This is a genomic window from Enterobacter sp. 302C9, assembly GCF_034106085.1.
Taxonomy (GTDB): domain Bacteria; phylum Pseudomonadota; class Gammaproteobacteria; order Enterobacterales; family Enterobacteriaceae; genus Enterobacter; species Enterobacter asburiae_B.
Genome location: NZ_JAWNBW010000007.1, coordinates 63,305 through 89,716, shown reverse-complemented (window position 1 = coordinate 89,716; position 26,412 = coordinate 63,305). Strand labels below are relative to the sequence as shown.

General features: G+C 56.1%; 24 protein-coding genes. 12 read left to right on the top strand and 12 right to left on the bottom strand.

Going from position 1 to position 26,412, the window contains the following annotated elements:
* Positions 1–207 precede the first annotated feature (207 nt).
* Positions 208–2,241, bottom strand: coding sequence for a peptidyl-dipeptidase Dcp (gene dcp / locus UR289_RS14760; RefSeq protein ID WP_320710679.1), 2,034 nt, complete (start codon positions 2,239–2,241; stop codon positions 208–210).
* Between the two features lie 142 nt (positions 2,242–2,383).
* Here dcp and ydfG point away from each other — a divergent pair, with 142 nt between their 5' ends.
* Together ydfG and UR289_RS14750 are read left to right on the top strand one after the other, a co-directional pair.
* Positions 2,384–3,130, top strand: a complete 747-nt coding sequence (ydfG, locus tag UR289_RS14755; RefSeq protein WP_023292548.1) for a bifunctional NADP-dependent 3-hydroxy acid dehydrogenase/3-hydroxypropionate dehydrogenase YdfG — start codon at positions 2,384–2,386, stop codon at positions 3,128–3,130.
* Positions 3,131–3,221: 91 nt separating this feature from the next.
* Entirely contained in the window at positions 3,222–3,908 is a 687-nt protein-coding gene (locus tag UR289_RS14750) for a GntR family transcriptional regulator (protein ID WP_214538361.1), read from the top strand.
* A 33-nt stretch (positions 3,909–3,941) separates the two neighbouring features.
* On the opposite strand, the gene UR289_RS14745 is transcribed toward UR289_RS14750, so the two are convergent.
* The gene (locus UR289_RS14745) at positions 3,942–4,373 is read right to left on the bottom strand and encodes a universal stress protein (RefSeq protein WP_033145406.1); all 432 of its coding nucleotides are present in this window, start codon (positions 4,371–4,373) and stop codon (positions 3,942–3,944) included.
* A 288-nt stretch (positions 4,374–4,661) separates the two neighbouring features.
* Between UR289_RS14745 and ydfZ the strand changes: the two genes are divergently transcribed.
* Positions 4,662–4,865, top strand: a complete 204-nt coding sequence (gene ydfZ / locus UR289_RS14740) for a putative selenium delivery protein YdfZ (RefSeq protein WP_014883679.1) — start codon at positions 4,662–4,664, stop codon at positions 4,863–4,865.
* A gap of 43 nt (positions 4,866–4,908) precedes the next feature.
* On the opposite strand, the gene UR289_RS14735 is transcribed toward ydfZ, so the two are convergent.
* From UR289_RS14735 to UR289_RS14715, 5 genes are all read right to left on the bottom strand, one after another.
* Positions 4,909–6,372 carry a mannitol dehydrogenase family protein gene (locus UR289_RS14735; RefSeq protein ID WP_320710678.1) on the bottom strand — a complete coding sequence of 488 codons (1,464 nt, stop codon included), beginning with the start codon at positions 6,370–6,372 and terminating at the stop codon, positions 4,909–4,911.
* Between the two features lie 219 nt (positions 6,373–6,591).
* A complete protein-coding gene (locus tag UR289_RS14730) occupies positions 6,592–7,959 on the bottom strand; it encodes an MFS transporter (RefSeq protein ID WP_320710676.1) in 1,368 nt (455 codons plus the stop codon).
* 73 nt (positions 7,960–8,032) lie between these two features.
* Positions 8,033–9,052 (bottom strand): Zn-dependent oxidoreductase, encoded by a 1,020-nt coding sequence (locus UR289_RS14725; protein WP_246947870.1) that lies wholly within the window; start codon positions 9,050–9,052, stop codon positions 8,033–8,035.
* A 14-nt stretch (positions 9,053–9,066) separates the two neighbouring features.
* The gene (gene manD, locus UR289_RS14720; RefSeq protein ID WP_063145672.1) at positions 9,067–10,281 is read right to left on the bottom strand and encodes a D-mannonate dehydratase ManD; all 1,215 of its coding nucleotides are present in this window, start codon (positions 10,279–10,281) and stop codon (positions 9,067–9,069) included.
* 110 nt (positions 10,282–10,391) lie between these two features.
* On the bottom strand, positions 10,392–10,718 hold the full coding sequence (locus tag UR289_RS14715; RefSeq protein WP_021241222.1) for a YnfA family protein: 327 nt from the start codon (positions 10,716–10,718) through the stop codon (positions 10,392–10,394).
* A gap of 152 nt (positions 10,719–10,870) precedes the next feature.
* On the opposite strand from UR289_RS14715, the gene UR289_RS14710 reads away from it, so the two are divergent.
* Together UR289_RS14710 and speG are read left to right on the top strand one after the other, a co-directional pair.
* Positions 10,871–11,209: a DUF1283 family protein gene (locus UR289_RS14710; protein ID WP_023311550.1), complete on the top strand. Its 339-nt coding sequence runs from the start codon at positions 10,871–10,873 to the stop codon at positions 11,207–11,209.
* Positions 11,209–11,769, top strand: a complete 561-nt coding sequence (gene speG / locus UR289_RS14705) for a spermidine N1-acetyltransferase (protein WP_023311549.1) — start codon at positions 11,209–11,211, stop codon at positions 11,767–11,769. Before UR289_RS14710 ends, speG begins: the two co-directional genes overlap by 1 nt.
* Positions 11,770–11,786: 17 nt before the next feature.
* Here speG and UR289_RS14700 read toward each other — a convergent pair whose 3' ends face one another.
* Positions 11,787–12,497, bottom strand: coding sequence for a YnfC family lipoprotein (locus UR289_RS14700; RefSeq protein WP_033145401.1), 711 nt, complete (start codon positions 12,495–12,497; stop codon positions 11,787–11,789).
* A gap of 104 nt (positions 12,498–12,601) precedes the next feature.
* Here UR289_RS14700 and UR289_RS14695 point away from each other — a divergent pair, with 104 nt between their 5' ends.
* The 3 genes from UR289_RS14695 (at position 12,602) to dmsD (ending at position 16,146) form a co-directional block, all read left to right on the top strand.
* Positions 12,602–12,868 (top strand): DUF1161 domain-containing protein, encoded by a 267-nt coding sequence (locus UR289_RS14695; protein ID WP_048976916.1) that lies wholly within the window; start codon positions 12,602–12,604, stop codon positions 12,866–12,868.
* A 131-nt stretch (positions 12,869–12,999) separates the two neighbouring features.
* Entirely contained in the window at positions 13,000–15,438 is a 2,439-nt protein-coding gene (ynfE, locus tag UR289_RS14690; RefSeq protein ID WP_320710672.1) for a selenate/tellurate reductase subunit YnfE, read from the top strand.
* Between the two features lie 93 nt (positions 15,439–15,531).
* Positions 15,532–16,146 carry a Tat proofreading chaperone DmsD gene (gene dmsD, locus UR289_RS14685; protein ID WP_320710670.1) on the top strand — a complete coding sequence of 205 codons (615 nt, stop codon included), beginning with the start codon at positions 15,532–15,534 and terminating at the stop codon, positions 16,144–16,146.
* Between the two features lie 39 nt (positions 16,147–16,185).
* Here dmsD and UR289_RS14680 read toward each other — a convergent pair whose 3' ends face one another.
* Both UR289_RS14680 and UR289_RS14675 read right to left on the bottom strand, forming a co-directional pair.
* Positions 16,186–17,901 (bottom strand): SulP family inorganic anion transporter, encoded by a 1,716-nt coding sequence (locus UR289_RS14680; RefSeq protein WP_320710668.1) that lies wholly within the window; start codon positions 17,899–17,901, stop codon positions 16,186–16,188.
* 169 nt (positions 17,902–18,070) lie between these two features.
* Positions 18,071–18,496 (bottom strand): VOC family protein, encoded by a 426-nt coding sequence (locus tag UR289_RS14675; protein WP_219939570.1) that lies wholly within the window; start codon positions 18,494–18,496, stop codon positions 18,071–18,073.
* 253 nt (positions 18,497–18,749) lie between these two features.
* On the opposite strand from UR289_RS14675, the gene UR289_RS14670 reads away from it, so the two are divergent.
* Positions 18,750–19,298 (top strand): hypothetical protein, encoded by a 549-nt coding sequence (locus tag UR289_RS14670; protein WP_320710667.1) that lies wholly within the window; start codon positions 18,750–18,752, stop codon positions 19,296–19,298.
* 123 nt (positions 19,299–19,421) lie between these two features.
* Here the strand turns inward: UR289_RS14670 and UR289_RS14665 are convergent, their stop codons facing one another.
* A complete protein-coding gene (locus tag UR289_RS14665) occupies positions 19,422–20,258 on the bottom strand; it encodes a MipA/OmpV family protein (protein ID WP_320710665.1) in 837 nt (278 codons plus the stop codon).
* Positions 20,259–20,461: 203 nt separating this feature from the next.
* On the opposite strand from UR289_RS14665, the gene UR289_RS14660 reads away from it, so the two are divergent.
* The 3 genes from UR289_RS14660 (at position 20,462) to UR289_RS14650 (ending at position 23,144) form a co-directional block, all read left to right on the top strand.
* Positions 20,462–21,139, top strand: a complete 678-nt coding sequence (locus UR289_RS14660; protein ID WP_048980503.1) for a response regulator transcription factor — start codon at positions 20,462–20,464, stop codon at positions 21,137–21,139.
* Positions 21,139–22,527: a sensor histidine kinase gene (locus tag UR289_RS14655; protein ID WP_047061713.1), complete on the top strand. Its 1,389-nt coding sequence runs from the start codon at positions 21,139–21,141 to the stop codon at positions 22,525–22,527. The genes UR289_RS14660 and UR289_RS14655 overlap by 1 nt, the downstream gene beginning before the upstream one ends.
* A gap of 137 nt (positions 22,528–22,664) precedes the next feature.
* The gene (locus UR289_RS14650; RefSeq protein WP_029739386.1) at positions 22,665–23,144 is read left to right on the top strand and encodes an RrF2 family transcriptional regulator; all 480 of its coding nucleotides are present in this window, start codon (positions 22,665–22,667) and stop codon (positions 23,142–23,144) included.
* A gap of 97 nt (positions 23,145–23,241) precedes the next feature.
* On the opposite strand, the gene oqxB is transcribed toward UR289_RS14650, so the two are convergent.
* Complete coding sequence (oqxB, locus tag UR289_RS14645) at positions 23,242–26,397, bottom strand: multidrug efflux RND transporter permease subunit OqxB (protein ID WP_047061712.1); 3,156 nt, start codon at positions 26,395–26,397, stop codon at positions 23,242–23,244.
* Positions 26,398–26,412: the final 15 nt, after the last annotated feature.

Here is a 26,412-nt window from a genome sequence, read left to right as displayed (position 1 = left end):
AATCCAGAACAAACTATTAACCATTAATCCATTTAAAGCCTAATCTTGGCTAATTAAATATACTGTTCGAAGTAAGTTTTAATCTCACCTGTTTTATTTATAAAGAAAACATATTAAAACTGTTTTTGCAGAAGACGTTACAAGCACGTTGGAGCCTATAAAAAAACCGGGCGTAAAGCCCGGTTCTTTTTTCTGACGAGACTCGCTCTATTCGCTCAACCCGCGATTTTCCAGCATCGGTTCAATCTTCGGATCGTGCCCGCGCCAGTTGCGATACAGTTCAGCCAGATCCGTGCTGTTACCACGGGACAAAATCGCCTCGCGGAATTTTTGTCCGTTTTCACGAGTCAGGCCGCCCTGTTCGACAAACCACTGATAGCCATCGTCCGCCAGCATTTGCGTCCACAGGTAGGCGTAATATCCCGCCGCGTAGCCGCCGCCGAAAATATGGGCAAAATAGCTGCTGCGATAGCGCGGCGGTACGGCGGGCAGATCCAGCCCCTCTTTTTTCAGTGCTGCCGCTTCAAACGCGTCTACGCTCGAAACGGCTTCGCTAATCCCGTGCCAGTTCATGTCCAGCAGCGCGGCAGCCAGCAGCTCCGTCATGTCATAACCCTTGTTGAAATGGGTCGCGTTGAGCATGCTTTCCCGCAGCGCGTCCGGCATCGGTTCACCGGTTTCGTAATGGCGGGCGTAGTGGGTAAATACCTGTGGATGGCTGGCCCAGTGTTCGTTGATCTGCGACGGGAATTCAACGAAATCGCGCGGCGTATTGGTCCCGGAGAGCGTGGCGAAACGCTGGCTGGCAAACAGACCGTGCAGCGTATGGCCAAACTCGTGGAACAGGGTGATCACGTCATCCCAGGAGAGAAGCGCAACGCCGCCGTTAGCCGGTTTTTGGTAATTACAGACGTTGTAGATCACCGGACGGGCAGCAAGCTCGAAGGATTGCTCGACGAAATTCCCCATCCAGGCCCCGCCCTGCTTGGAATCGCGGGCAAAGAAGTCGCCGTAAAATAGCGCCATGCCCTCACCGGTGTGGTCGAAAATTTCCCAGACGCGGACGTCCGGGTGATACACCGGAATATCGAAACGCTCCACAAAGCGGATGCCAAACAGCTGGCTTGCGGCCCAGAATACGCCGTCGTGCAAAACGGTATTGAGCGCAAAATAGGGTTTGATTTGCGATTCATCGAGGGCATATTTTGCCTGACGCACGCGCTCGGCATAAAAGGCCCAGTCCCAGGCCTGCGCGGTGAAACCGCCCTGCTCGTCATCAATCACTTTCTGAATATCGGCCTGCTCGCGCTCTGCCCGGGCGCGGGCGGCGGGCACAATGCCGCGCATAAATTCCAGCGCGGCGTCCGGGGTTTTCGCCATCTGGTCGGCGATACTCCAGCTGGCGTAATCGTCAAATCCCAGCAGGCGGGCCTGCCGGGCGCGCAGCGCCGTAAGGCGGAGGATCAGCTCGCGAGTGTCGTTTTCATCCCCTTTCTGGGTGCGCGTCCAGCCTGCGTTGAACAGGTTTTCGCGGGTCTGACGATTGCGCAGTGCGGAAAGCGCGGGCTGCTGAGTCGTGTTCAGAAGCGGGATCAGCCAGCGGTCGTTTAACCCTCGATCCGCGGCAGCCTGCGCCGCGTCGGCGATCTCGCTGGCGCTGAGCCCGTCAAGCTGGTGCGCGTAATCCACCACCAGCCCACCCGTCTTATCGGCAGCCAGCAGACGCTGATTGAACTGGCTGGTCAGGGTCGCCGCCTCGGTATTCAGCGCCTTCAGCTCGGCTTTTTCCGTTTCATTGAGACGCGCGCCGGCCAGAATAAACTGCTGATACGTCTCCTCGACCAGCCGACGGGATTCGGCGTCCAGCGCGGCACGGTCCTGCCAGACGCTCTCCACGCGGGCGAAAAGGGTGTCATTCAGCCAGATGTCGTTTGCCAGCGCGGCAAGCTCGGTGGAGAACTGCTCCTCAAGCTCCTGCAGATACGCATTGGTGTGTGCGGAGGTCATAGCGAAGAACACGCTGCTGACGCGCGAGAGCAAAGCGCCGCTTTTCTCCAGCGCCAGCACGGTGTTGGTGAAGTCCGGCGCAGCGGTTTGGGACACAATGGCGTCTACGTCCGCCCGCTTCTGGCGAAGCGCTTCATCAAAGGCCGGGCGATAGTGATCGTCGGTGATTTCATCAAAATGGGGGGCCTGGTAAGGCAGCAGGCTGATGTCAAAAAAGGGATTCGTGGCCGTCATCTTTCGCTCCTGAGTACGGGTATCCTCCCAGAGTAGGCCAGGCCGCCATCCCCAGCAACGCCGTCATACAAATGTTGCCTTAACGCACCCTCTGCGGCCGTGCTATGTTAGTACAACACAAAAAGCGTTGAGGAACAGTGAGATGATTATTTTAGTTACCGGGGCAACGGCAGGTTTTGGTGAAAGCATCACGCGTCGCTTCGTCGCCAACGGGCACAAGGTTATTGCCACGGGCCGTCGTCAGGAGCGCCTGCAGGAGCTGAAGGACGAATTAGGCGACAGCATCCTGACCGCGCAGCTGGACGTGCGTAACCGCGCGGCCATTGAAGAGATGATTGCCAACCTGCCCGCCGAGTGGCGCGCCATCGACGTTCTGGTCAACAATGCCGGTCTGGCGCTGGGCATGGAGCCCGCCCACAAAGCCAGCGTTGAAGACTGGGAAAACATGATCGACACCAACAACAAAGGGCTGGTCTATATGACCCGCGCGGTGCTGCCTGGCATGGTCGAGCGCAACCGCGGCCACATTATCAACATTGGCTCCACCGCCGGAAGCTGGCCTTACGCGGGCGGCAACGTCTATGGCGCAACGAAGGCGTTTGTGCGCCAGTTCAGCCTTAACCTGCGTACCGACCTGCACGGCACCGCCATTCGCGTTACCGATATCGAGCCGGGCCTGGTGGGCGGCACCGAGTTTTCCAACGTGCGTTTCAAAGGCGATGACGCGAAAGCGGATAAAACCTACGAAAATGCTAACGCGCTGACGCCGGAAGATGTGACCGAAACGGTCTGGTGGGTGGCAACGCTGCCAAAACACGTCAACATCAATACCGTGGAAATGATGCCCGTCAGCCAGAGTTTTGCCGGACTTAGCGTCCATCGTGGCTAACTCTGCCCTTCCCGGCCTGCGGGCCGGGTCTGTTTCGGGTTATAAAAGAATGGTAGTATGTTCAGGCTAACTCTCTGAGAAATGACAACTCATGGCCGCTGAATCGCAACTCAATCCCACCCAGCCCGTTAACCAGCAAATCTATCGCATTTTGCGACGTGATATTGTCCATTGCCTGATCCCACCGGGAACGCCGCTTTCTGAAAAAGAGGTGTCCGTGCGTTTTGACGTTTCCCGTCAGCCGGTACGTGAAGCGTTTATTAAGCTTGCTGAGAACGGACTGATTCAGATCCGCCCGCAGCGCGGCAGCTACGTGAACAAAATTTCACTCTCTCAGGTACGCAACGGCTGTTTCGTTCGCCAGGCCATTGAATGCGCGGTGGCGCGCCGCGCCGCAACGCTTATCAACGACAACCAGTGTTACCAGCTGGAGCAGAACCTGCACCAGCAGCGTATTGCGATTGACCGTAAGCAGCTCAATGATTTCTTCCAGCTTGATGATGAATTCCACCAGAAGCTGGCGCAGATCGCGGAATGTCAGCTGGCCTGGGACACCATCGAGAACATCAAGGCCACCATTGACCGCGTGCGCTATATGAGCCTCGATCACGTCTCCCCGCCGGAAATGCTGCTCCGACAGCATCATGATATTTTCAGCGCGCTGGAAAAACGCGACCCGGACGGTGTGGAAAAAGCGATGACGCTGCATCTGCAGGAAATTAGCGAATCCGTGCAGCTTATTCGTCAGGAAAATAGCGAGTGGTTTAGCGAAGAGTAATATGCGCCGCCCCTTTCGGGTGCGGCGAGGTGATTAGCGAACGACTAACACCGGGATCGTGGCGTAGCGCAGAATAGATTCCGCATTTGAACCCAGCAGATGCGTGGAGATGCTCGGATTTTTCGACCCGATGACAATCGCATCATATTTCCCCTCCTTGCTCAGCTTGATAATTTCATCCCGGACGTTGCCAAAACGCACCATGCTGTGAATATTCTCAGGGGCAATATCGAACAGTCTTTTTAACTCGTTCATTTTCTTCCCGGACTCTGCGGTCATATACTCTTCAAACTTTTTAATATCGGCGTTGAAACCGCGCAGCAGAGACCGGCTGCTGGCAGGCAGAATATTGACCAGGGTGATCGACGCGCCCTCAGCCTTCGCAAGGCTTGCCGCGTGGCGAACCGCTTTGTCGCTCAAATCCATTTCAAAAACGTCTACAGGCATCAAAATGTTCTTATACATAAGCCTGACTCCTTATTCCAATGAAAGGGTTATTTCCTGCACACAGGATGACATCCGGAATATAAACCAACCCTCAACGCTTCCCTGTCGAAACTATCAATTAATGAAAATAACGGTCCACTTTGTAAATTACCGTCCTGAACCGTCAGCGCTCGACGAAATAAAGAAAAAAGTGTGAGTTTGATCAAAAACAAAAACATGAAGCGCGGACAGGCGTATTTATATGCCCCGTGAACGGCATAACCCGAAATAGCACCGTAACGAACAGGTTAGAGAGGAGAAAATACCATGATGACATACGACCGTAACCGCAATGCAATCACCACCGGCAGCCGCGTCATGATTAGCGGCACGGGCAAAACTGGCGTGATTAAAGCGATCCACAGCGACGGGCTGGATGCCGCGCAGGTGCGCCGCAGCAAAACGGTTGAAGTGGAAGGATGCGAAGGTAAGTTCGAGCCGATTGAGCTGATTCGCCTGGGAATGCACTAAACTGTGCGCAGCCATGCCGCCGCGCACGGCGGCATGTGCTGAACTACCGTTGAGACGCGTACTGCGCGACGGTCGCTTTCGCGCCTTTTTGCAGCAACGACCGGTACGCGGCCATCACCGCAGCCACAAAGCGCGGCTCCTGCGGTAACTCGTTACCAAAGATGGCCTCAATGCCGAGAAGCGCATTGACCCGGCTTTCGCCTTCCGCACTTCCGTTCACCGCCGCCTGAATCACCGCCAGCTGCGGATCGCTCACGTCGATGGCGTTACCCTGCTCGTCAATGCCGCCGACATAACGCATCCAGCCAGCCACCCCCAGCGCCAGCAGCGGGAAAGGCGTCTGGTGCACCAGGTGCCAGCGCACGGAGTCCAGCATACGCTGCGGGAGCTTCTGGCTGCCGTCCATCGCGATTTGCCATGTCCTGTGGCGCAGGGCCGGGTTGCTGTAGCGAGCTATCAGGAGATCGGCATAGCGACCTAAATCAACGCCCTTCACTTTCAGCGTGGGCGCCTGCTCGTTAAGCATCAGCGCACGCGCGGCGAAGCGGTAGTTCTCATCTTCCATACAGTCGTTGATATGCGGGTAACCGGCCAGATAGCCCAGGTACGCCAGGAAGGAGTGGCTGCCGTTGAGCATGCGCAGCTTCATCTCTTCAAACGGGATCACGTCTGACACCAGCTCGGCTCCGGCTTTTTCCAACTCGGGACGTCCTGCCACAAAGTTATCCTCGATCACCCACTGGCGGAACGGTTCACAGGCGACTGCCGCCGGGTCACGCACGCCGGTCAGCTGTTCGATTTTATCCAGCGTATCGGGCGTGACCGCCGGCACGATGCGATCCACCATGGTTGACGGGAAGGTGACGTTAGCCTCGATCCAGTCCGCCAGCTCGCCGTCTACCGCCCGGGCGTACGCGCAGGTCACATTGCGCATCACGTGGCCGTTCTCCGGCATGTTGTCGCAGGACATCACGCTAAACGCGGGCAGACCCGCCGCTTTGCGACGCGCCAGCGCCTCCACCACCACGCCCGGCGCGGATTTCGGCTGGTGCGGGTTTTGCAGGTCGGCGACGATAAACGGGTGATCGAGCATCAGTTGTCCTGTCGCCGGTGAATGGCAGTACCCTTTCTCGGTGATGGTCAGCGAGACAATCGCCACCTGCGGTTCGCACATCGCCGCCAGAACGCTTTCCAGCCCGTCAACCTGCGCATGCAGCGCTTTTTTAACCACGCCAACTACGCGGGATGTCCATGCGTCGGCAGACATCTCCGCCACGGTGTAGAGGTTATCCTGCGCCTTCAGATCGGCAATCTGCTGCTCGCCGCCAATCAGGTTAACCTCACAGTAGCCCCAGTCGCTGCCGTGCTCAGCCGCGAGAATGTCGGCGTACACCGCCTGATGCGCCCGGTGAAAGGCGCCAAAACCCAGATGAACAATGCGTGGTTGAAGGCTGTCGCGATCGTACTGAGGCAGCGTCGCGTTGGCCTGTAATAAGGTGTTTTCCATGATTAAGACTCGTTAATTAGAAAGTCGTGGACCGCTGCCGCTCCTCTGAAGCGGCAGCGCCTGCTGACTACACCAACTAGAATGGCAGTTGGGGTAAAAAAATAACTGCCATCAACCATACTGATACTGCCGTTTGATATTTTGATTTATATTAACTTTTGCTCATGTGGTGTGACATAAAGATAAAGTTATGTGACAGGTCACGTAAGTTATAAACCATTAGCGTCGCGAGGAGACCGCGCCGTAACCCACGCTCTCTTCTGGCGCGGACTCCGCTGCGTCTTGCGCCGCGCTCAAATCACGGTCGCGCACTTCCGGCATCAGGAATGCCGAGACCAGCCCAATCACGGAATAGGCCACCAGCATGGCGACAATCGGCCACCAGGAGCCGGTCATGTTGCAGAAGATCCCCGCCAGTACCGGACCAAAGCCCACCGCCACCAGACCGCCCGCCTCTTTCGAGATAGCCATGCGGGTAAAGCGATTTCGCGAGCCAAACATCTCAGCCATGGTGATATTTTCCAGCGCAAACAGCCCCAGCACGGCGAAGTTATGGATAACGATGATGGAAAGCATAATTGTCCCCGGCGCATAGCTCTTATCGACGATGATCGACAGCATTGGGTAGGCGAGAAGAATGGCGGAGAAATTGAGGATAATGTACGGCAGACGGCGCCCTACTTTATCGGAAAGCCAGCCCAGCAGCGGAATGGAGATAAACCCGAGAATGGAGCTTACCATCAGCGCATCGGTCGGGATGGCTTTATCGAACAGCAGCGTCTGGACCAGATACCCGGCGAGGAACGTCTGGATCAGACCCGAGTTGCCCGCCTGACCGAAACGCAGGCCGGTCGCCAGCCAGAAGGATTTACTTTTCACCATTGAACCCAGCGAGGTGTCCGGCTGTACGGCTTGTGCATCGTTCACTTTCTCAAAGACCGGGCTCTCTTTCAGGTTCATTCGCAGCCAGATGGCGAAAATCATCACCACGACGCTGGCGAGGAACGGCACGCGCCAGCCCCAGGCAATCAGCTCTTCACGGTCGAGGGCAAAGAACATCACCGCCCAGATCGCCGTTGCGCTCAGCGTTCCGCAGTTAGTGCCCATCGCCACCAGCGAGGAGATAATGCCGCGTTTCCCTTTCGGCGCGTACTCCGCCAGCATGGTCCCGGCCCCGGAAATCTCAGCCCCGGCCCCCAGGCCCTGGATGATACGCAGCGTCACCAGCAGAACGGGAGCAAAAATCCCGATCTGCGCGTAGGTCGGCAGGACGCCAATCAGCGTGGTGCAGATCCCCATCATGGTGATGGTGATAAACAGCACCTTCTTACGACCAATGCTGTCGCCCATCCTTCCAAAAATAAAGGCGCCGACAATGCGTGCGATATAGCCTGCGCCGTAGGTCCCCATCGCGAGGATCAGCGCCATCGCGGCTGACTGTTCCGGGAAGAAGATCTCGTGAAAGACCAGGGCAGCCCCCAGCGAGTAAAGCTGAAAGTCCATAAACTCCAGGGCGGTGCCCAGCCAGCCGGAAACGGCGGCTTTCACCAGATCGGAAGTGGTTCTTTGAGGTTGTGCTTGCGTCATAATGGCTATCTCTGAAGGGTAAGATGCGTACCACATAGAGCCTGTCTGCGCAGGCTCTTAACCGCGTAAAGGATTATTGCCCGAACGTGAGCAAGACTTTGCAGCACTGCCGCTGGTCTTTCTCAAACAGTTCAATGGCGTCTGTTACATGGTGATAGTCAAAGGCATGAGTGATCAGTTTTTCCGGGTCGATCAGCCCTTTTTTCAGCCAGTCGATGACGACCGGGAATTTGTTGGCATTGAGGCGCGAGGAGAAGATCGCCAGCTCTTTGCCGGTGATGCCCTGCTGGACAATCTGGCTCGGCTCGCTGGAGAAGCCCATCAGCACGATGCGCGCCGCCGGAGAGGCCAGAGCTATCGCTTCCTGCAAAATCGCCGGATGACAGGCGGCATCAATGATTAACGTCGGTTTGATGCCCCGTTCGTCAAGCGCGGCCTGCAGCGACTGCTCGCCGTTATTCAACACCCAGTCCGCGCCGCTGCGCTGGGCCATTTTCAGGCGTTCGTCGATGCGATCAACCACGATAACCTGCTTCACCTTATAGACGCCCTTCAGCGCCTGCACGGTGACCAGCCCCATCGGCCCTGCGCCGTAAACCAGCGCGACGTCCTGCTCGATGGGGTTGGCCTGCCCCGTCACGTTGGCGGCGATGGTGAAAGGCTCCACCATGACGGCGTGTTTATCAGGAATGTCATCCGGAATAGGCCAGGCATTTTTAGCGGGTACCGCCGCGTATTCACTGAAGCCCCCGTCGCGGTGTACGCCCAGCACCACCAGCGAGGTGCAGACGTTCGGTTTTCCGACGGAACACGGATAGCAATGTCCGCAGCTGATCACCGGATCGACCGAGACGCGCTGGCCCAGACGGGCACTGTCGACCCCCTCGCCCACGGCGTCAATCACGCCAAAAAACTCGTGCCCGATCGTGCGTGGATACTTCGCAAACGGGTTATGGCCGCGATAGATGTGGCTGTCCGAGCCGCAGATCCCCGCCAGCGTGATTTTGACGCGAACTTCACCTGCACCTGGCGCCGGGAGTGGCCGCTCTTCAATCACCAGTTCGTTCGGCTGTTGAATCACTACGCTTTTCATCGTTCGCTCCTCGTTTACCAGTTCCACAGCGTGCCGTCTTCAAGACGGGCCACCGGCAGATAGGCCGGATCGTAGGGGTATTTCGCCGCCAGTTTTTCATCAAACTCGATACCCAGCCCCGGCTTGTCGCCCGGATGCATATAGCCGTTATCAAAGCGCCAGCTGTGCGGGAAGACTTCCAGCATCTGTTCGGAATAGCCCATATATTCCTGGACGCCAAAGTTTGGCACCCACAGGTCGAAATGCAGCGCGGCGGCGTGGCATACAGGCGAGAGATCCGACGGGCCGTGCGAGCCGGTTCGCACCTGATAGAGCGAGGCGAAGTCCGCGATGCGACGCATCCCGGTGATCCCGCCCGCGTGGGTAATGGTGGTGCGAATATAGTCGATGAGCTGCTCTTCGATGAGCTGCTTGCAGTCCCAGATGCTGTTGAATACTTCGCCCACGGCAATTGGCGTGACGGTGTGCTGGCGAATGAGGCGGAAGCAGGCCTGGTTTTCCGCAGGCGTTGGATCTTCCATCCAGAACATGCGGAATTCCTCGATGCTCTTGCCGAAGCGCGCCGCTTCGATTGGCGTCAGGCGGTGGTGCATGTCATGCAGAAGATGCTCATTGAAGCCGAATTTACTGCGCACCGCGTCGAACAGCTTTGGTGTGAAATCGAGGTATTTTTCGGTGGACCAGAGCTGCTCTTCCGGCCAGTCGCCTTTGGTCGCAGGCTCGTAGGCCAGCCCCTTCCCTTTGGCCATGCCGTAGGTGGTTTTCATACCTGGCACCCCGCACTGCACGCGGATCGCCTTGAAGCCCATCTCTTTATGGCGGGCGTAATCTTCCAGCACGTCGTCAATCGTGTGACCGGTCGTGTGGCAGTAAACCATCACGCCTTCGCGGGATGCGCCGCCCAGCAGCTGGTAGAGCGGCATATTGGCCGCTTTGGCTTTGATGTCCCACAGCGCCATGTCCACGGCGGAGATGGCCGACATGGTGACCGGGCCGCGACGCCAGTAGGCGCCTTTATAGAAGAACTGCCAGATGTCTTCGATGCGGTGCGCATCGCGGCCAATCAGCTGCGGGCAGAGATGGTCTTTCAGGTAGGAAGCCACGGAGAGTTCACGCCCGTTTAGCGTAGCGTCACCGAGGCCGACAATCCCCTCATCGGTGGTGATTTTAAGGGTGACAAAGTTCCGCCCCGGGCAGGTAACAAACACGTCAGCCGCGACAATCTTCATAATTCCTTTCCTTACATCATTCGTTGTGATGCTGGAAACTTACCCACCAACCAGACTACCATACAAGTATAATGATCATAAAATCCGCTAACGATCACAAAACCGGGGCCTCAGGCCCGCCCCCATCCCGCCACAATAATCAGCATTCCGCACAGGGCAATCAGCGCGCCGGCCCAGTCGTACGCGCTGAGCTTGACGCCGTCCACCACGCGTAGCCACAGCAGCGCGGTACAGACATAGACACCACCGTAAGCGGCGTAGACGCGGCCGCTCGCGGCCGGATGCAGCGTTAACAGCCAGACAAACAGGGCCAGCGCGACGCTTGCCGGGATGAGAAGCAATACGGATCCCCCCTTCTTCAACCAGAGCCAGGGCAGGAAGCAGCCGATGATTTCGCATAGCGCGGTGGCAAAAAAAAGCAGCGTCGTTTTGAGCATATTTCACGTCAGGTGAGGATTTATTTAGACATCATACCTGATGATATCCTTTACTTTCCCATACTTGCACCGCGGGTATGCCGTCTTTTCGCTTTGGTGTAGAATCTGTTCGGGGTAACTTGATTATCTGCACCCGTTTAAAAGGAAACGCTATGACCACATTAAGCAAACGCCTTTGTCTGACAGCCCTGCTGGCGCTGTCATCGTTCGCCTTTGCCGCCTCTGCGACAGCGGAAACCAGCAAGCTCATTATTGAGTCTGGTGACAGCGCGCAAAGCCGCCAGAACGCCGCCATGGACAAAGAACAATGGAATGACACCCGCAGCCTTCGTCACAAGGTCAACAAACGTGCTGAAAAAGAGTGGGACAAAGAAGATGTCGCTTTTGACGCGCGCGATAAGTGTCAGCAAAGTGCAAACGTCAACGCCTACTGGGAGCCAAACACCCTGCGCTGTCTTGATCGCCGCACTGGCCGTACGGTAGCCCCGTAATGTCGGCGCCCTGCGACGTTAAGCTTCGCCCGCTGGAGCGCGAAGACCTGCGCTTCGTCCACCAGCTGGACAATAACGCCAGCGTAATGCGCTACTGGTTCGAAGAGCCGTACGAGGCTTTTGTTGAGCTGTCCGATCTCTACGATAAGCACATTCACGATCAGAGTGAACGTCGTTTTGTGGTGGAGTGTGAAGGCGAAAAAGCCGGTCTTGTGGAGCTGGTTGAAATCAACCATGTTCACCGTCGGGCGGAGTTTCAGATCATTATTTCCCCTGAGCATCAGGGAAAAGGCCTTGCCTCACGGGCAGCGAAGCTGGCGATGGATTACGGATTCAACGTTCTGAATCTCTACAAGCTTTACCTGATTGTGGATAAAGAGAACGAGAAAGCGATCCATATCTACCGCAAGCTGGGCTTTATGGTGGAAGGCGAGCTGATTCACGAATTCTTTATCAACGGCGAATACCGCAATACCATTCGCATGTGCATCTTCCAGCATCAGCATCTTGCCGGACACAAGCCGTCAGGCGCCAGCCTGCTGAAACCGACCGCGCAGTAACCTGCGCGGTTTTATTCTCAGTAGTATTCAATCGTGTTTTTGATGGTGTATTTGTGCTCAACGGCAGGTTTGACGCTATCGTCCGTGATCGTCAGGTCGCAGCTCACCGGATTATTGTGTCGATCGTAGTCGCAGCTCTGCTTCACGTTGCCCAGCGGCTTGTCATTCAACATGCTCACTGCCGAGTAATCCATTCTTTTGCGAACGTCTTTAGACGGCGTCGACTGGACGGACAGGTGCTGATCCCCCGAGACGGTGGTTTTGCCCAGCGGGTAGCCATCCGCATCGTAACGATACTTCACTTCCATCTCTTTGCCGTGCGCCGCCACCACAAAACCGTTGTCGTCGGTATCCCACGTTATCCCGGCTGACGGCAGTTCGGCCAGCTGGCATTTTCCCTGCAGCTTCACCTTTCGCTGCTGGGTTTCCGCATCAAGGTAGTAATTGGCATCCAGCACCAGCGCCACGCCGGTATTGGCCTCCAGGTCGTGCAGTTCCAGGGTATCGAAACACCCTTCCGCCGACACGGTGCCGGTCACCCGTTTGGACACTTCGCCCTTCTCGTTGAGCAGCGTCTGGGTGAAGTCTTTCACCGGGCCGCGCAGCGGATCAAAATCAAATTCGTTCGAGAAACTCGCCATCTCGGGCGTAAACGACAGCGGCGCGGAGCTGTTGTCGCACCCCACCAGTGTTGCTGCCAGTAGCGTTATCGCTGCGTATTTCTTCACATTTATTACCGTACAGGGAGATTATTCCCAATCATATTAGCAAATACAGTTGTTTACACGAAGCCTGCTAAAATTAATCTCTACACAGAGAAAAGGAGCTACAGATGAAACGGTTACCCTGGATTACCGCCCTGCTGTTAATGAGTGCCTCAACGGCCGCGCTGGCGGCACCGGATTCCTGCGAGCGCGTGAAAAGCGACATTCAGCAGAAAATTATCAACAACGGCGTGCCTGAATCAGGTTTTACGCTGAGCATTGTGCCGAACGATCAGGCTGACCAGGCGGGCACTCAGGTGGTAGGCCACTGCGCCAACGACACCTTTAAAATTTTGTACACCCGTACAGGCAGCGGGGCTGCTGAAGCGCAGTAATTTACCCTCAATCCCCTTTGATTTGATGAGGATTAAGATTTAATACCCCCAAATCAGTAACACTCACCCCATCATTAGCCCGGTTATCATTTCGGGAAAAATAATACGTAATTATAATGATGGGGTGAGCCATGTCCGATACTGAACATCACGGCGGAATTAGCCGTCGAACTCTCATGAAATCCACGGCAATAGGTTCTCTGGCGCTGGCCGCCGGCGGGATCTCGCTTCCTTTCGGCTTAAAAAGCGCCGCCGCGGCGGTGAAGAACGCCGTCCAGCCTGCTGAAGATAAAGTGGTGTGGGGCGCCTGCTCGGTCAACTGCGGCAGCCGCTGCGCGCTGCGTCTGCACGTCCGCGACGACGAAGTGTACTGGGTCGAAACCGATAACACCGGCGAGGATATTTACGGTAACCATCAGGTGCGCGCCTGCCTGCGCGGACGTTCTATTCGCCGTCGGATCAATCACCCTGACCGTCTCAACTACCCGATGAAACGCGTGGGCAAACGCGGTGAAGGCAAGTTCGTGCGCATCACATGGGATGAAGCGCTGGACGCCATCACCGCCAGCCTGAAAGAGGTGGTCAGCAAATACGGCAACGAAGCAGTTTACATCAACTACTCTTCCGGCATCGTCGGCGGCAATATCACCCGCTCCTCCCCTTACGCTTCGCTGGTGGCGCGCCTGATGAACTGCTACGGCGGTTTCCTGAGCCACTACGGCACCTACAGCACGGCGCAAATCGCCTGCGCGATGCCCTACACCTACGGCAGCAACGATGGCAACAGCACCTCGGATATTGAAAACAGCAAACTGGTGGTGATGTTCGGCAATAACCCGGCGGAAACCCGCATGAGCGGCGGCGGGATTACCTATTATCTGGAGCAGGCCCGCGAGCGATCCAATGCGCGCATGATCGTTATCGACCCGCGCTATACCGATACGGCAGCCGGACGCGAAGATGAATGGATCCCGATCCGTCCGGGTACCGATGCCGCGCTGGTGGCGGGAATCGCGTGGGTATTGATCGACGAAAACCTGGTCGACCAGCCGTTTCTGGATAAATACTGCGTGGGCTACGACGAAAAAACGCTGCCGGAAGGCGCGCCCGCTAACGGCCACTACAAAGCGTACATTCTCGGCCAGGGCGATGACAACACGGCGAAAACGCCGGAGTGGGCCTCACGCATCACCGGCATTCCCGCGGATCGCATCATCAAACTTGCTCGTGAAATCGGCTCCACGAAACCGGCCTATATCTGCCAGGGCTGGGGACCACAGCGCCAGGCGAACGGCGAGCTGACGTCCCGCGCCATCGCCATGCTGCCGATCCTCACCGGAAACGTCGGCATCAACGGCGGTAACAGCGGCGCGCGCGAGTCGACCTACACCATTACCATCGAACGTATGCCGATACCGGATAACCCGGTCAAAACGCAAATCTCCTGCTTCAGCTGGACGGACGCCATCGCCCGCGGACCGGAGATGACCGCCCTGCGCGACGGCGTGCGCGGTAAGGATAAGCTGGACGTGCCGATTAAGTTCATCTGGAACTATGCGGGCAACACCATCATCAACCAGCACTCTGATATCAATAAAACTCACGAGATCCTGCAGGACGAAAGTAGATGCGAAACGATCGTCGTCATCGACAACTTCATGACCTCGTCAGCGAAGTACGCCGATATCGTGTTGCCGGACCTGATGACCGTCGAGCAGGAAGACATTATTCCTAACGATTACGCCGGGAACATGGGCTATCTGATTTTCCTCCAGCCCGTGACCGCACCGAAGTTCGAGCGTAAGCCGATCTACTGGATGATGAGCGAAGTGGCGAAACGCCTCGGGCCGGATATCCTTCAGAAATTCACCGAAGGACGCACGCAGGAACAGTGGTTGCAGTTCCTGTATGCCAAAATGCTCGAGAAAGACCCTAAGCTTCCGTCCTATGACGAGCTGAAAAAAATGGGCATTTATAAGCGCAACGATCCGAACGGACACTTTGTGGCCTATAAAAAATTCCGCGAGAACCCGGAAGCCCATCCGCTGAAAACGCCATCAGGCAAGATTGAGATTTACTCCAGCAAGCTGGCGGAGATTGCGGCTACCTGGGAGCTGGCAAAAGATGAGACCATCAGCCCTCTGCCCGTCTACGCGTCGACCTTTGACGGCTGGGATGCGCCCGAGCGCGCGCAGTTCCCGCTGCAGCTGTTCGGCTTCCACTTCAAGGCCCGTACCCACTCGAGCTACGGTAACGTCGACGTGCTGAAAGCGGCCTGTCGCCAGGAGGTGTGGCTTAATCCTGTCGATGCTGCAAAACGCGGCATCAAGAACGGCGATACGGTGCGCGTATTTAACGATCGCGGCGAGGTGCGAATTGAAGCGAAAGTCACGCCACGCATCATGCCCGGCGTGAGCGCCATGGGCCAGGGAGCGTGGCATGATGCCAATATGAATGGCGATCGTATCGATCACGGCTCATGCATCAACACGCTGACGACCCATCGACCTTCTCCGCTGGCAAAAGGCAACCCGCAGCACACCAATCTGGTGCAGATTGAGAAGGTGTAGAGGGTGAAACGCGAGACCCTGGTTTATTCTGTGGTCACTATTATCGGTTAACACAGTCGCGCGGGCGTCATCCGCGCGAGCAAGGAAAGTCTAATGAAAGACGTCTCACATCATGAATCGTTCGCGTTCAGCGCCCGGGTGCTGGGCGCGCTGTTTTATTTCGCTCCCGACAGCGAGCAGGCCGCGCCGCTGGTGAAAGCGCTCACCGCTGGCGAATGGGTTCAGGACTGGCCCCTGCCTTCGGAAACGCTGCAGCCCGTTGCCGATACGTTTGCTTCATCTTCCGATGAGTCGCTGGCGGACGCCTGGCAACGGCTGTTTATTGGTCCGTATGCCCTGCCCGCTCCGCCGTGGGGTTCCGTCTGGCTGGACCGTGAATCCGTATTGTTTGGCGACTCGACCCTCGCGCTGCGCCAGTGGATGCGGGAGAACAATATCGCGTTTGAGATGCAGCAGAATGAGCCGGAAGATCATTTCGGTACGTTGCTGCTGCTGGCGGCGTGGCTGGCCGAGAATGGCCGCGAGCCGGAGTGCAATCAGCTTCTGGCGTGGCACCTGCTGCCGTGGAGCACCCGCTTCCTGTCGGTGTTTGTCGACAACGCCGGGCATCCGTTTTATGCCGCGCTGGGCAGGCTTGCGCAGCTGACGCTCGCGGACTGGCGATCCGGTCTGCTTATTCCGGTTACGGAAAAGACGCTGTATCGCTAAGGGTGTGGCTTGCTCGCGGTTGGCGGGCAAGCCTTTAGCTTATACCTCGCCACCTGATTCACTCGCACTCTCTTTGCTTTGAATGAACCGAAGTGCCAGATAGAGGTCTGGCGCCAGAATCATGTCATCATCATTCATCGTTGGCCGGCTATCTTTAAACCAGCGCGTTAATTCCGTTTTTCTGCCCGCAAGGATTAACGTAATCTCTCGACCTTTCAGATCGCGCTTTAACTCATTTATGGTTGCCAGAACGCTGATATCTGAATAGGTGAAGCAAGCAACGGCATCAATGACCACCCATTTAGGCTGTACTGCTGCACCATCAACCAGGTTCAATACCCGGCGTTTAAAATAAGCCACGTTAAAATAGGTCAGCGGAGAGTTAAATCGATACATCAGCACGCCCGGGACCATTTTAATATCGGTTGTATTCCCTAATGAGTGAATCATTCCATTTTCGTCAGTTCCCAGTAAATGCTCGGAGGGACGAAACACCGTACGCAGGAACTGTAACAGGCCAAGCAACACCGCAAGGCCGATCCCCTGGATGACGCCGATAATTAACACACAGCCAAACGTGAAAAAGGCCAGGCGAAATGCCTGTTTATTTCTTCGCCTCAGATTCCATAAACCGCGAAGATCAATTAATGACCAGGATGCGTACATCAGAACAATTCCTAATGCAGATACCGGAATAAATTGTAATGGCTGAGTGAAAAACACCACTACGATACCGATGAGTAAGGCTGCGACGATGGAAACCAGCTGGCTTTTCCCACCCACTGAATCATTAACCGCTGTCCGGGAATCGGCTCCACTGATAGCAAACCCCTGAGATAACCCAGACATAATGTTCGCAATACCCAGCGCCCGGAACTCTGCATCAGCATTAATTTCATAGCCATTTTTCGCGGCGAAACTGCGGGCGGTCAGCATCAGGCTGACAAAACTGACCAACGCCAGGTTCAGTGCCGGGATCACTAAATCACGCATCGGACCGGGCTGGAACGCGCCCCAGTTAACGACGGGTAAACCAGGCTGGAAGCCTTCACCCCCAATAGTGGCAATACCGTACTGTTGCGCAGATGTCGCCCATACCAGTAGCGTTGTCATCACAATGGCAATCAACGGTGCTGGCCAGTGGCTGCGATACGTTTTGATCGCCATTAAAATAATTAACGTTAAAAGCGATATGCCAACGGTTAATAAATGGCTTTCTGAAAGACGGCCTGGCAAGGCCATTATTTTCTCAATAACCTGCGCTTCGTCGAGTTTTATCCCCAACACCTTGCCTAATTGCCCGACAATAATCGTCACGGCAACGCCATTAAGCAAACCCGTAAGGATGGGATGAGAAAGTAAATCGGCAAGTGCGCCCAGACGAAATTTACTGGCAAGCAGGCACCACCCGCCCATCATCAACGTCATGATAATGGTCAGCTGCCAGTGCAGTTCGGAATTACCTGCAGAAAGAGGAAACACGACGGCCGCGATCACCGCGCAGGTCGTGGCATCAGGGCCCACAATAAGCTGACGTGAAGAACCAAAGAGTGCATACGCTATCATCGGTAAAACGCAGGAATAGAGCCCCACTATTGCCCCAACACCCGCCAATTCAGCATAAGCAATAGCCACGGGTAGCGCGACAGCCGCAACGGATAACCCGGCTTTAATATCATGTTTTAGCCAGCTTTTATCGTAGGCTAACAAAGTTTGTAAACCTGGCATGAAGTTTAGCAATTGTTTTCCGAACACGTTGTTCTCCGGATAAGGATATTAGCCACGTCATGCTGGCACACTTCTCAGTGAGGTTCTGGTTTTCAAATGCTCCGGATTAAGGCGCCACTGTTCAGAATCTAATAACAGTTGAACTATTTATTATTCTGACTGGTGTTAAACATAGTTCAAAAACGACCGCTTGTGACTATTCTTCGTCCGGGAACGTATCGGCTTCAGGAGAATAATGCTGAAAAACGCATGCCAGCTTATGCCCGTCAGGATCGCGCAGATAGGCAACATAAAAATCGGGGCCGTATGCGGTTCGTGTCCCTGGCATGCCTTCACTCCTCCCTCCCGCAAGAAGGCCTGCTGCATGGAAACGTCTGACTAGCTCCGCGTTAGCTGCACGGAATGCGAACATTGTCCCGTTTCCCGCCGTTGCGGGTTGTCGGTCAAATGGAGGACAAATACAGAAGCTAAACCCCTCATCTGGATTATTTTCATCTCCCCACATTGCCCAGTCCTCGGTCCAGGCAGGCAAACGTGAATAGCCAAGCACGTTAAAAATCGCGTCATAAAACGCCGCGGCGCGCTGAAGATCCTTTGTACCTATAGTGATATAAGTCAGCATCTTGTCACATCCTCTTTGCCGTTTTCTGAACAGCGATTATACCTCAGAGGCTATGATTTTAGCGGCGGCAAAAGGCTGATTTTCACTCCTGTAAGCGCGTGGGGTAAGGGTTCTCAGAACATGTCCTATCGTAATTTCAGCCCCCTATCCGTGACGTGAATATCTCGAGTTTTGGTATGTATGCTAAAATTTATCCAGCTGAAGACCGAAAACAGTCCTTATAATTTCAGTACGTTAGCCAAAGTGAGCGAATATGGATAATATTCCACATAAGCAGACAGTTCGGAAAAGATGCCCCACATGGCTGTGGTGCGGAAGTTTTTATCTTTTTACGTTGCATTGCTCTGCAAATGAAATAAATCTGTATTCAATAAACACCGGCTCATACGTTTATCATCTGACCCATAATCGAGGACAATACACGGAGAACTTTGAAAATAAGTTCATATCCGTGGAGAGGAAATTCTCGGATACGTCGAAATACAGTCTTGTGCTAGGGACAATGAAAAACAGCTTTAATGACAGATGCCTCGCTGCCGGCGTAAGAAGAGACTGGGCTGGATGGGATAACGGTTGGGTTTTTAAAGGAATCTATGGATATGTAGGTGAATTTTTCTTTGATACTTTCGATGATTGTGGTGACCATGGTTCATACCATGATTTTAAAAAAGCAACGGGGATAGGATTTTCGCCCTATATATATCATGGGTTCCAGTATAATTTTACGTCTTTTTTTGGAATGGATGTGGGTATTATCATACCTTCCGTGTTTGTCATTACGGCACAATGGAGCTTTAGATAAATCCGTCAACCTCGTGTGCAGTGCTGTAACTGTCTGCAAAGGGAACCGCCCCGCCATCTCAACCGGAGCGGCTTTAATTACCGCAAAAGCGTGCTCAAAACGTTAAGCCACCGCAGCCCACAATCAAAAACTGTACGTCACCTTCAAACTTCCCGTGGGCGATGTTTTGCGTTGCACAATGGGGCTATCACCCGCATCCCCCGTCAGCTGCGTAACGCCCGCTGAGGCAAGGACGCTCCAGCGCGAGGTGAGCCTGTGGGTCCAGTCAAGATTCATCGAGTAGCCATAAATTCCCGCCCCGGCGTCATGTGGGGCAAAGCCCGATGCGCTCGACTGAGCGGCGCTGACCCCGTAGTAGGTCTGCATGTACTTGTCGGATCCCCAGCTGCCGGTCAGCGCCAGCGTCACCTCATTTTTTGGTGAGGTATAGAACGGGCTGGAAATGCCGAAATGCACCGCTTCACCGTTGTCCCTCTCAGAAACCGGAACCTCTGCCTGCAGCTGCAGGTGAAGCCAGTCGGTCACCCTGTACTCAAGCCCGGGCACAACGATTGCCGAGCCTTTTATCTCGCCCATTCCCCGCAGCTCGTCGCTGCCGGAGCTGATGGAATCGCTGCTCACGTCTTTATCTTTACGCCCAACTCGATAGCTCAGCGCGGCGCTGTAATCAAGATTGCCAACGTTGTTGCCGTAACCGATCCCTCGCGTGGTGCCGATAAAGAAGCCGTTTGCCATGGCGTACTCCACCACCTGAGCTGCGGAAACGCGGGTTTTATCTGAACCCGAGTAGCGCGGCGCGACGTCCACGCCGCCCCCCAGGGTTAAGACGTTACCCTGGCTCTGTTCTGCCGCCAGTACGGGCGTAGCCAGTAACGCCAGAACGACGCCCGGCACGAGGTTTTTCAGGCTGCGGCCCGGAAGTAAATGGGGAAACGTATGACGCAGTTCGATGTTTCTCATTAAAGAAGCCCTTCTGGATTCAAATGATGACGATGCATGCGGTTAACCGCCAGAACGCCCATTTTGAATACCGACCCTAAGGTTCTTATGAGCCGAACATGAAGAAACACTGAAGCGCGAGCCGACGCTGTAAACCGGGCAGGTTTCCTGATACCGTTTTTTTCTTAAGAAGTTCTTCATTCACGGTTGATACAGTTACCAGTGTGAAAATTCTACTAATCGAAGACGACCTGGATCTCGGCAACGGCGTACGTATCGCCCTCTCCGATCAAGGGTTTGACGTCATATGGGTTCGCCGCAAAGAGGATGCGCTGCATCAGCTGGACGTCTGCGTGCCGGAACTTATTTTGCTCGACCTGGGGCTGCCCGACGGTGATGGCATGAGCCTGATGGCGCGTTTGCGTCAGCAGCTTAAGGGGATCCCGGTCATCATTCTGACGGCGCGAGGTACGCTGCAGGACCGGCTGTGCGGGCTGGATGCCGGTGCGGACGACTATCTCGTCAAGCCATTTATTCTCGCCGAGCTGCTGGCGCGGGTGAGAGCCCTGGCGCGGCGCAGCTACGGTTTCGAAAATGAGGCGATAGAAATTCGGGGCTTATCGCTTCATGTTCCAACGCGCCGCGTGACGGTGAGCGCGCGCCACGTAGACCTGACGGCGAGTGAATATGCGCTGCTGGAAACGCTGATGCTGCGCGCTGACCGCGTGATTACGCGACGGTTTCTGGAAGAACGGATATTCGGTAACAAAGAGAACCTCAGCAATGCGCTCGACGTGCATATGGGAAATTTGCGGCGAAAAATCGGCGACGGCTATGTGCGAACGGTGCGGGGCGTCGGGTATGTCATTGATACCGTTTCAGTCCAGAAGGTAACAGGGTAATGCAAAACGTCTGGTACCACCTGAGACGCCCAACGCTGGTACGGCGAATTATTATCGCCCAGCTGCTGCTGCTTACCCTGCTGTGGTGTCTATTTTTAACCTTCATTCTGTGGGAGGACCTGCGCAGTCCTCCCATCCTTACGGGCAGTCATACCTACGACACCCTTTTTACCCTGGTCGAGCGGATGGACGAACACCCGCAGGATCGCACCGCGGTGCTGGAAGCCTTTAGCAAAGCGCTGCGTGAGGGCTATGGCGGCGGCGAAGATCCCGCGCTGTCAATCAACTTCATCGTGCGCAAAAATAACGCGATTATTTTTTCATCGCCTGATGCGCCAACGGGGGTAACCAACACCCGGTTTGGGGAAATGCAGCGTGTTCAGAGCGATGGTCGTACCTGGACCAGCCGAACCCTTAAATCCGCTCATTCCGACGTGGAGGTTACCCTTTTCACCCCGGCCGGCGGCTGGAACTTCTTTATCTACCTGAACTCGCGCGGCTACTACATCATGCCGCTGCTGGTCTGCTTCCCTTTTCTTCTGTTTCCCGCATGGCTGTCAATCCGCATTGCGATGCGCCCCTGGAACAAGGTGGTCAATGAAATTACGCTACGCACGCCTGACGATCTCTCCCCTTTAAAAGCCGTTCCCGGACACAGGGAGCTGCGCCAGATGGTGGATGCGATCAATGACTTCCTTGCCAGGGTGCGTGAAAGCGCGGAAAGGGAACGGGTTTTCATTGCGGATGCCGCGCACGAGCTGCGTACGCCCCTCGCGGCGATGCGCATCAACGTGGAAGCGCTGCAGTCCTGGGTCATTAGCGAGAGCCAGCAGGAACTGCTTGCGGGGGTGATTCGCAGCAACAGTCGGGCAGCGCGTCTCGTCAACCAGCTGCTGCTGATGATGCACAGCGAAGCGCGGATTGATACGGAAATGGAGACCGTGCCGCTGACGACGCTCATTCAGGAGCGAATGGCCGAGCTGGAACCGCTGGCGTCTGCGCGCAGGATTGAGCTGGAGTTCTTCGCCGAGGATGACATCTGGATCCCCGGCGTCAGGGAACGCCTGGTATCGCTTATTGATAACCTCATTGAGAACGCCGTGAAGTACAGTCCCGAGGGCGGGCGGATTCAGGTCGATGTCTGCATAGCAGATGGCTTCGCGCGGCTTCGCGTTTCAGATGCAGGGCCCGGTATTCCGGTTGAACTGCGCGAGCGCGTGTTCGACCGGTTTTTCCGCGACCCCAATCAGGTGCAAAGCGGGAGCGGGCTGGGGCTTGCCATCGTCAAAGCGGTGGCGCAGCAACACAACAGCAGCGTAAACCTGAGTACTTCCGCTGAAGGTGGCCTGATGGTGACGGTTGACTTCCCGAACCGCACGTTTTGCTAAATCAGAACAGGGGGTTCGATCGCAAATGCCGCAGATTGCTTCAAAATAATTACCGTATTTGTTATATTGTTGTTTATTGCTTATTCACCTCTGCGGTGCCAAAAAGAACAAGATTCACCGCAACCCAGGACAGAAAAATGTTAGATTACCGCTTCCCGACAGCTTTGCAGATGGTTCTCAGCGTAGCGATGGCGGAGCAATTGGGTGAACGTTCCACGAGTGCGATTCTGGCCTACGGTCTGGAAGCGAACCCGAGCTTCATCCGCAAATTGATGGTTCCGCTGACGCGTGACGGCATTATCGTCTCAACGCTTGGCCGTAACGGCTCAATTCATCTTGGTCGCCCGCCGGAAGAAATCACCCTGCGCGACATCTACCTTTCGGTCATCGAAGATAAAAAGCTGTGGGCCTCGCGCCCTGACGTGCCGGCCCGCTGCGTGGTCAGCGCTAACGCCTGCTGGTACTTCAAATCGATATCCGAAGAAGCCGAGGAGGCTTCGTTAGCGGTACTGGCCCGCCATACCGTGGCAAGCGCCCTGGAAGCGGTTAAAAACGCCGATAGCAGCGGATGGGATCCCCTCCCGGACCTTATTGCCCAGTATCAAAAAACGTCTTAGCGATCTCGCCGGGTGGCGCTGCGCTAACCCGGCCTACATTCAGATGTAAAAAAACCGCCTTCACAATGAAGGCGGTTTTTTATTATCTGCAGCGTTCCTACGCGGGCAGAACGTCCCTTTCCTCTTTTTTCCCGCGCGTCACGAACTTACGCAGCGTCACGTAAAACACCGGCGTCAGGAACAGACCAAACAGCGTCACGCCCAGCATCCCGGAGAAGACCGTGATCCCGGTGACGCCGCGCACTTCTGCGCCCGCCCCGTGGCCGAGGATCAGCGGAATAGTCCCGGCAATAAAGGCGATGGAGGTCATCACAATCGGACGTAAACGCAGGCGGCACGCCTCCAGCGCGGCTTCCATAATGCCTTTGCCCTGAATTTCCAGCTCGCGGGCAAACTCCACGATAAGAATCGCGTTTTTACACGCCAGCCCCATCAGCACCACCAGCCCCACCTGCACGAAGACGTTGTTATCGCCACCGGTCAGCCAGACGCCAAACAGCGCGGAGAGCATGGTCATCGGCACGATGAGGATCACCGCCAGCGGCAGCGTCCAGCTTTCATACAGCGCCGCCAGGACCAGGAACGCCAGTAGCACCGCGACCGGGAAGACGATCAGCGCCGTGTTGCCCTGCGTCGCCTGCTGGAAGCTCAGATCCGTCCATTCAATGTTCATCCCGTTTGGCAGGATCTGCTTAGACATGGCGTCCAGCTGCGTCATCGCCTGTGAAGACGAGAGCACGCGCGGGTCGGCATCGCCAATCAGATCCGCCGCCGGGTAGCCATTGTAGCGGATCACCGGATCCGGCCCGTAGGTGGTCGTGATTTTCACCATGCTGCCAATCGGCACCATTTCGCCCTGACTATTACGGGTGCGTAAATTCGCAATATCTTCAACGCTGTCGCGGAACTGCCCGTCGGCCTGCGCCATCACGCGCCAGGTACGGCCGAACTGGTTGAAGTCATTCACGTACGACGAGCCCAGATAGGTTTGCAGCGTTCCGAAAAGATCGGTCAGCGACACGCCCTGCGCTTTCGCCTTGTCACGGTCGACCTGCACGTCCAGCTGCGGAACGTTAGCCTGGTAGGTTGAGATCGGGAAGTGCATTCCAGGGGTCTGCATAATCGCACCGGACATGGTGTTCACCGCGTTTTGCAGCGCGCCATACCCCAGACCGCCGCGATCCTGGATGTACAGAGAATAGCCCGACCCCTGACCCAGCCCTAAAATCGGCGGCGGCAGAATGGAGAAGCCAAAGCCTTCCTGAATTTGCGCGATTTTCGCGTTAATCTCCGCGTTTATTTCCGCCGCAGTATGTTTGCGCTGGTCGAACGGCTTCAGGCCAAAGAAGACCGTCCCGGTATTCGGCGTATTGGTGAACTGCAGCGCGTTCAGCCCCGGGAACGCCACCGCGTAGTCCACGCCTTCGGTATTCATCCCGATTTCGCTCATTTTGCGGATCACCGCGTCGGTGCGCGCCAGCGACGAACCTTCCGGCATCTTCACGCCGCCAATCAGGTACAGCTTATCCTGCGTCGGAATAAACCCGCCGGGCACCGCTTTAAACATGACGCCAGCGGCACAGAGCAGCAGCAGATACACCACAAATACCGAGCCGCGTCGTCCCAGCGTTTTGCCCACCAGCCCCTGATAGCCGTTCGAGCTGCGGTGGAAAAAGCGGTTAAACGGACGGAAAATCCAGCCGAACAGACGATCGATAAGCCGGGTCGGGAAATCTTTCGGCGCGCCGTGCGGTTTTAACAGCAGTGCCGCCAGCGCCGGAGAGAGCGTCAGCGAGTTAATGGCGGAGATGACCGTGGAAATCGCGATCGTCACCGCAAACTGCTTGTAGAACTGACCGGTAACGCCCGAGAGAAACGCCATCGGCACAAACACCGCGCACAGCACCAGCGCAATCGCGATGATCGGCCCGGACACTTCGCGCATCGCCTGATGCGCCGCCGCAAGCGGCGCAAGCCCCTCTTCTATGTTTCGCTCGACGTTTTCCACCACCACGATGGCGTCGTCCACCACGATGCCGATGGCCAGCACCAGCCCGAACAAACTCAGGGTGTTCAGCGAGAAGCCGAGCAGGTAGAGAATGCTGAAGGTACCCACCACCGAAACCGGCACCGCGATCAGCGGAATGATCGACGCGCGCCAGGTTTGCAGGAACAGGATCACCACCAGCACTACCAGCACCACCGCTTCCAGCAGCGTTTGCACCACCGCACGGATGGAGTCGCGCACGAATACGGTCGGATCGTAAGGTGCCGCCCACTTCATGTCAGCCGGGAAGCGCGTGGACAGTTCGTCCATTTTCGCGCGCACCGCGTTAGACAAATCAATGGCGTTCGCCCCAGGCGACTGGAAGATACCAATCCCGACCGCGTCTTTATTGTTCAGCTGGGAACGCAGCGCATAGCTGCCGGACCCCATTTCGATACGCGCCACGTCGCGCAGGCGGACCACCGTACCGTCCTGCGTCGTTTTCAGGACAATATTGCCGAACTCTTCTTCGGTATGCAGACGCCCCTGGGCGTTAATGGAGATCAGGAAATCGCTCTCTTTCGGCAGCGGCTCGGCGCCAAGCTGCCCGGCGGATACCTGCACGTTCTGCTCCTGCATCGCCGTCACCACGTCCGACGCGGTCAGCCCGCGGGCCGCCACCTTGTTGGGATCCAGCCAGACGCGCATCGCGTATTCACCCGAGCCGAAAATCTGGATCTGGCCGACGCCGGGCAGGCGCGCCAGCTCGTCCTTCACCTTCAGCGTGGCGTAGTTACGCATATACAGTGAGTCGTACTTGCCGTTGGGCGAAAACAGATGCACCACCAGCGTCAGCGTCGGGGACTGTTTCTGGGTGGTAATGCCCAAACGCCGCACGTCTTCCGGCAGACGCGCTTCGGCCTGCGCGACGCGGTTTTGCACCTGCACCTGCGCCTGATCCGGGTCGGTTCCCGGACGGAAGGTGACGGTGGTGACCAGCACGCCGTCGGAGCCCGCAACGGACTTCATGTACATCATGTTCTCAACGCCGTTGATCGCCTCTTCCAGCGGCGTCGCCACCGTCTCGGCAATCACTTTCGGGTTGGCGCCCGGGTACTCCGCGCGCACCTGCACGCTTGGCGGCACGACGTCAGGATATTCGCTCACCGGCAGCAGCGGGATGGCGATTAACCCTGTGATAAAAATCAGAATCGACAGCACCGCGGCAAAAATCGGCCTGTCGATGAAAAAGCGGGAAAAGTCCATGGATAGGATTCTCAG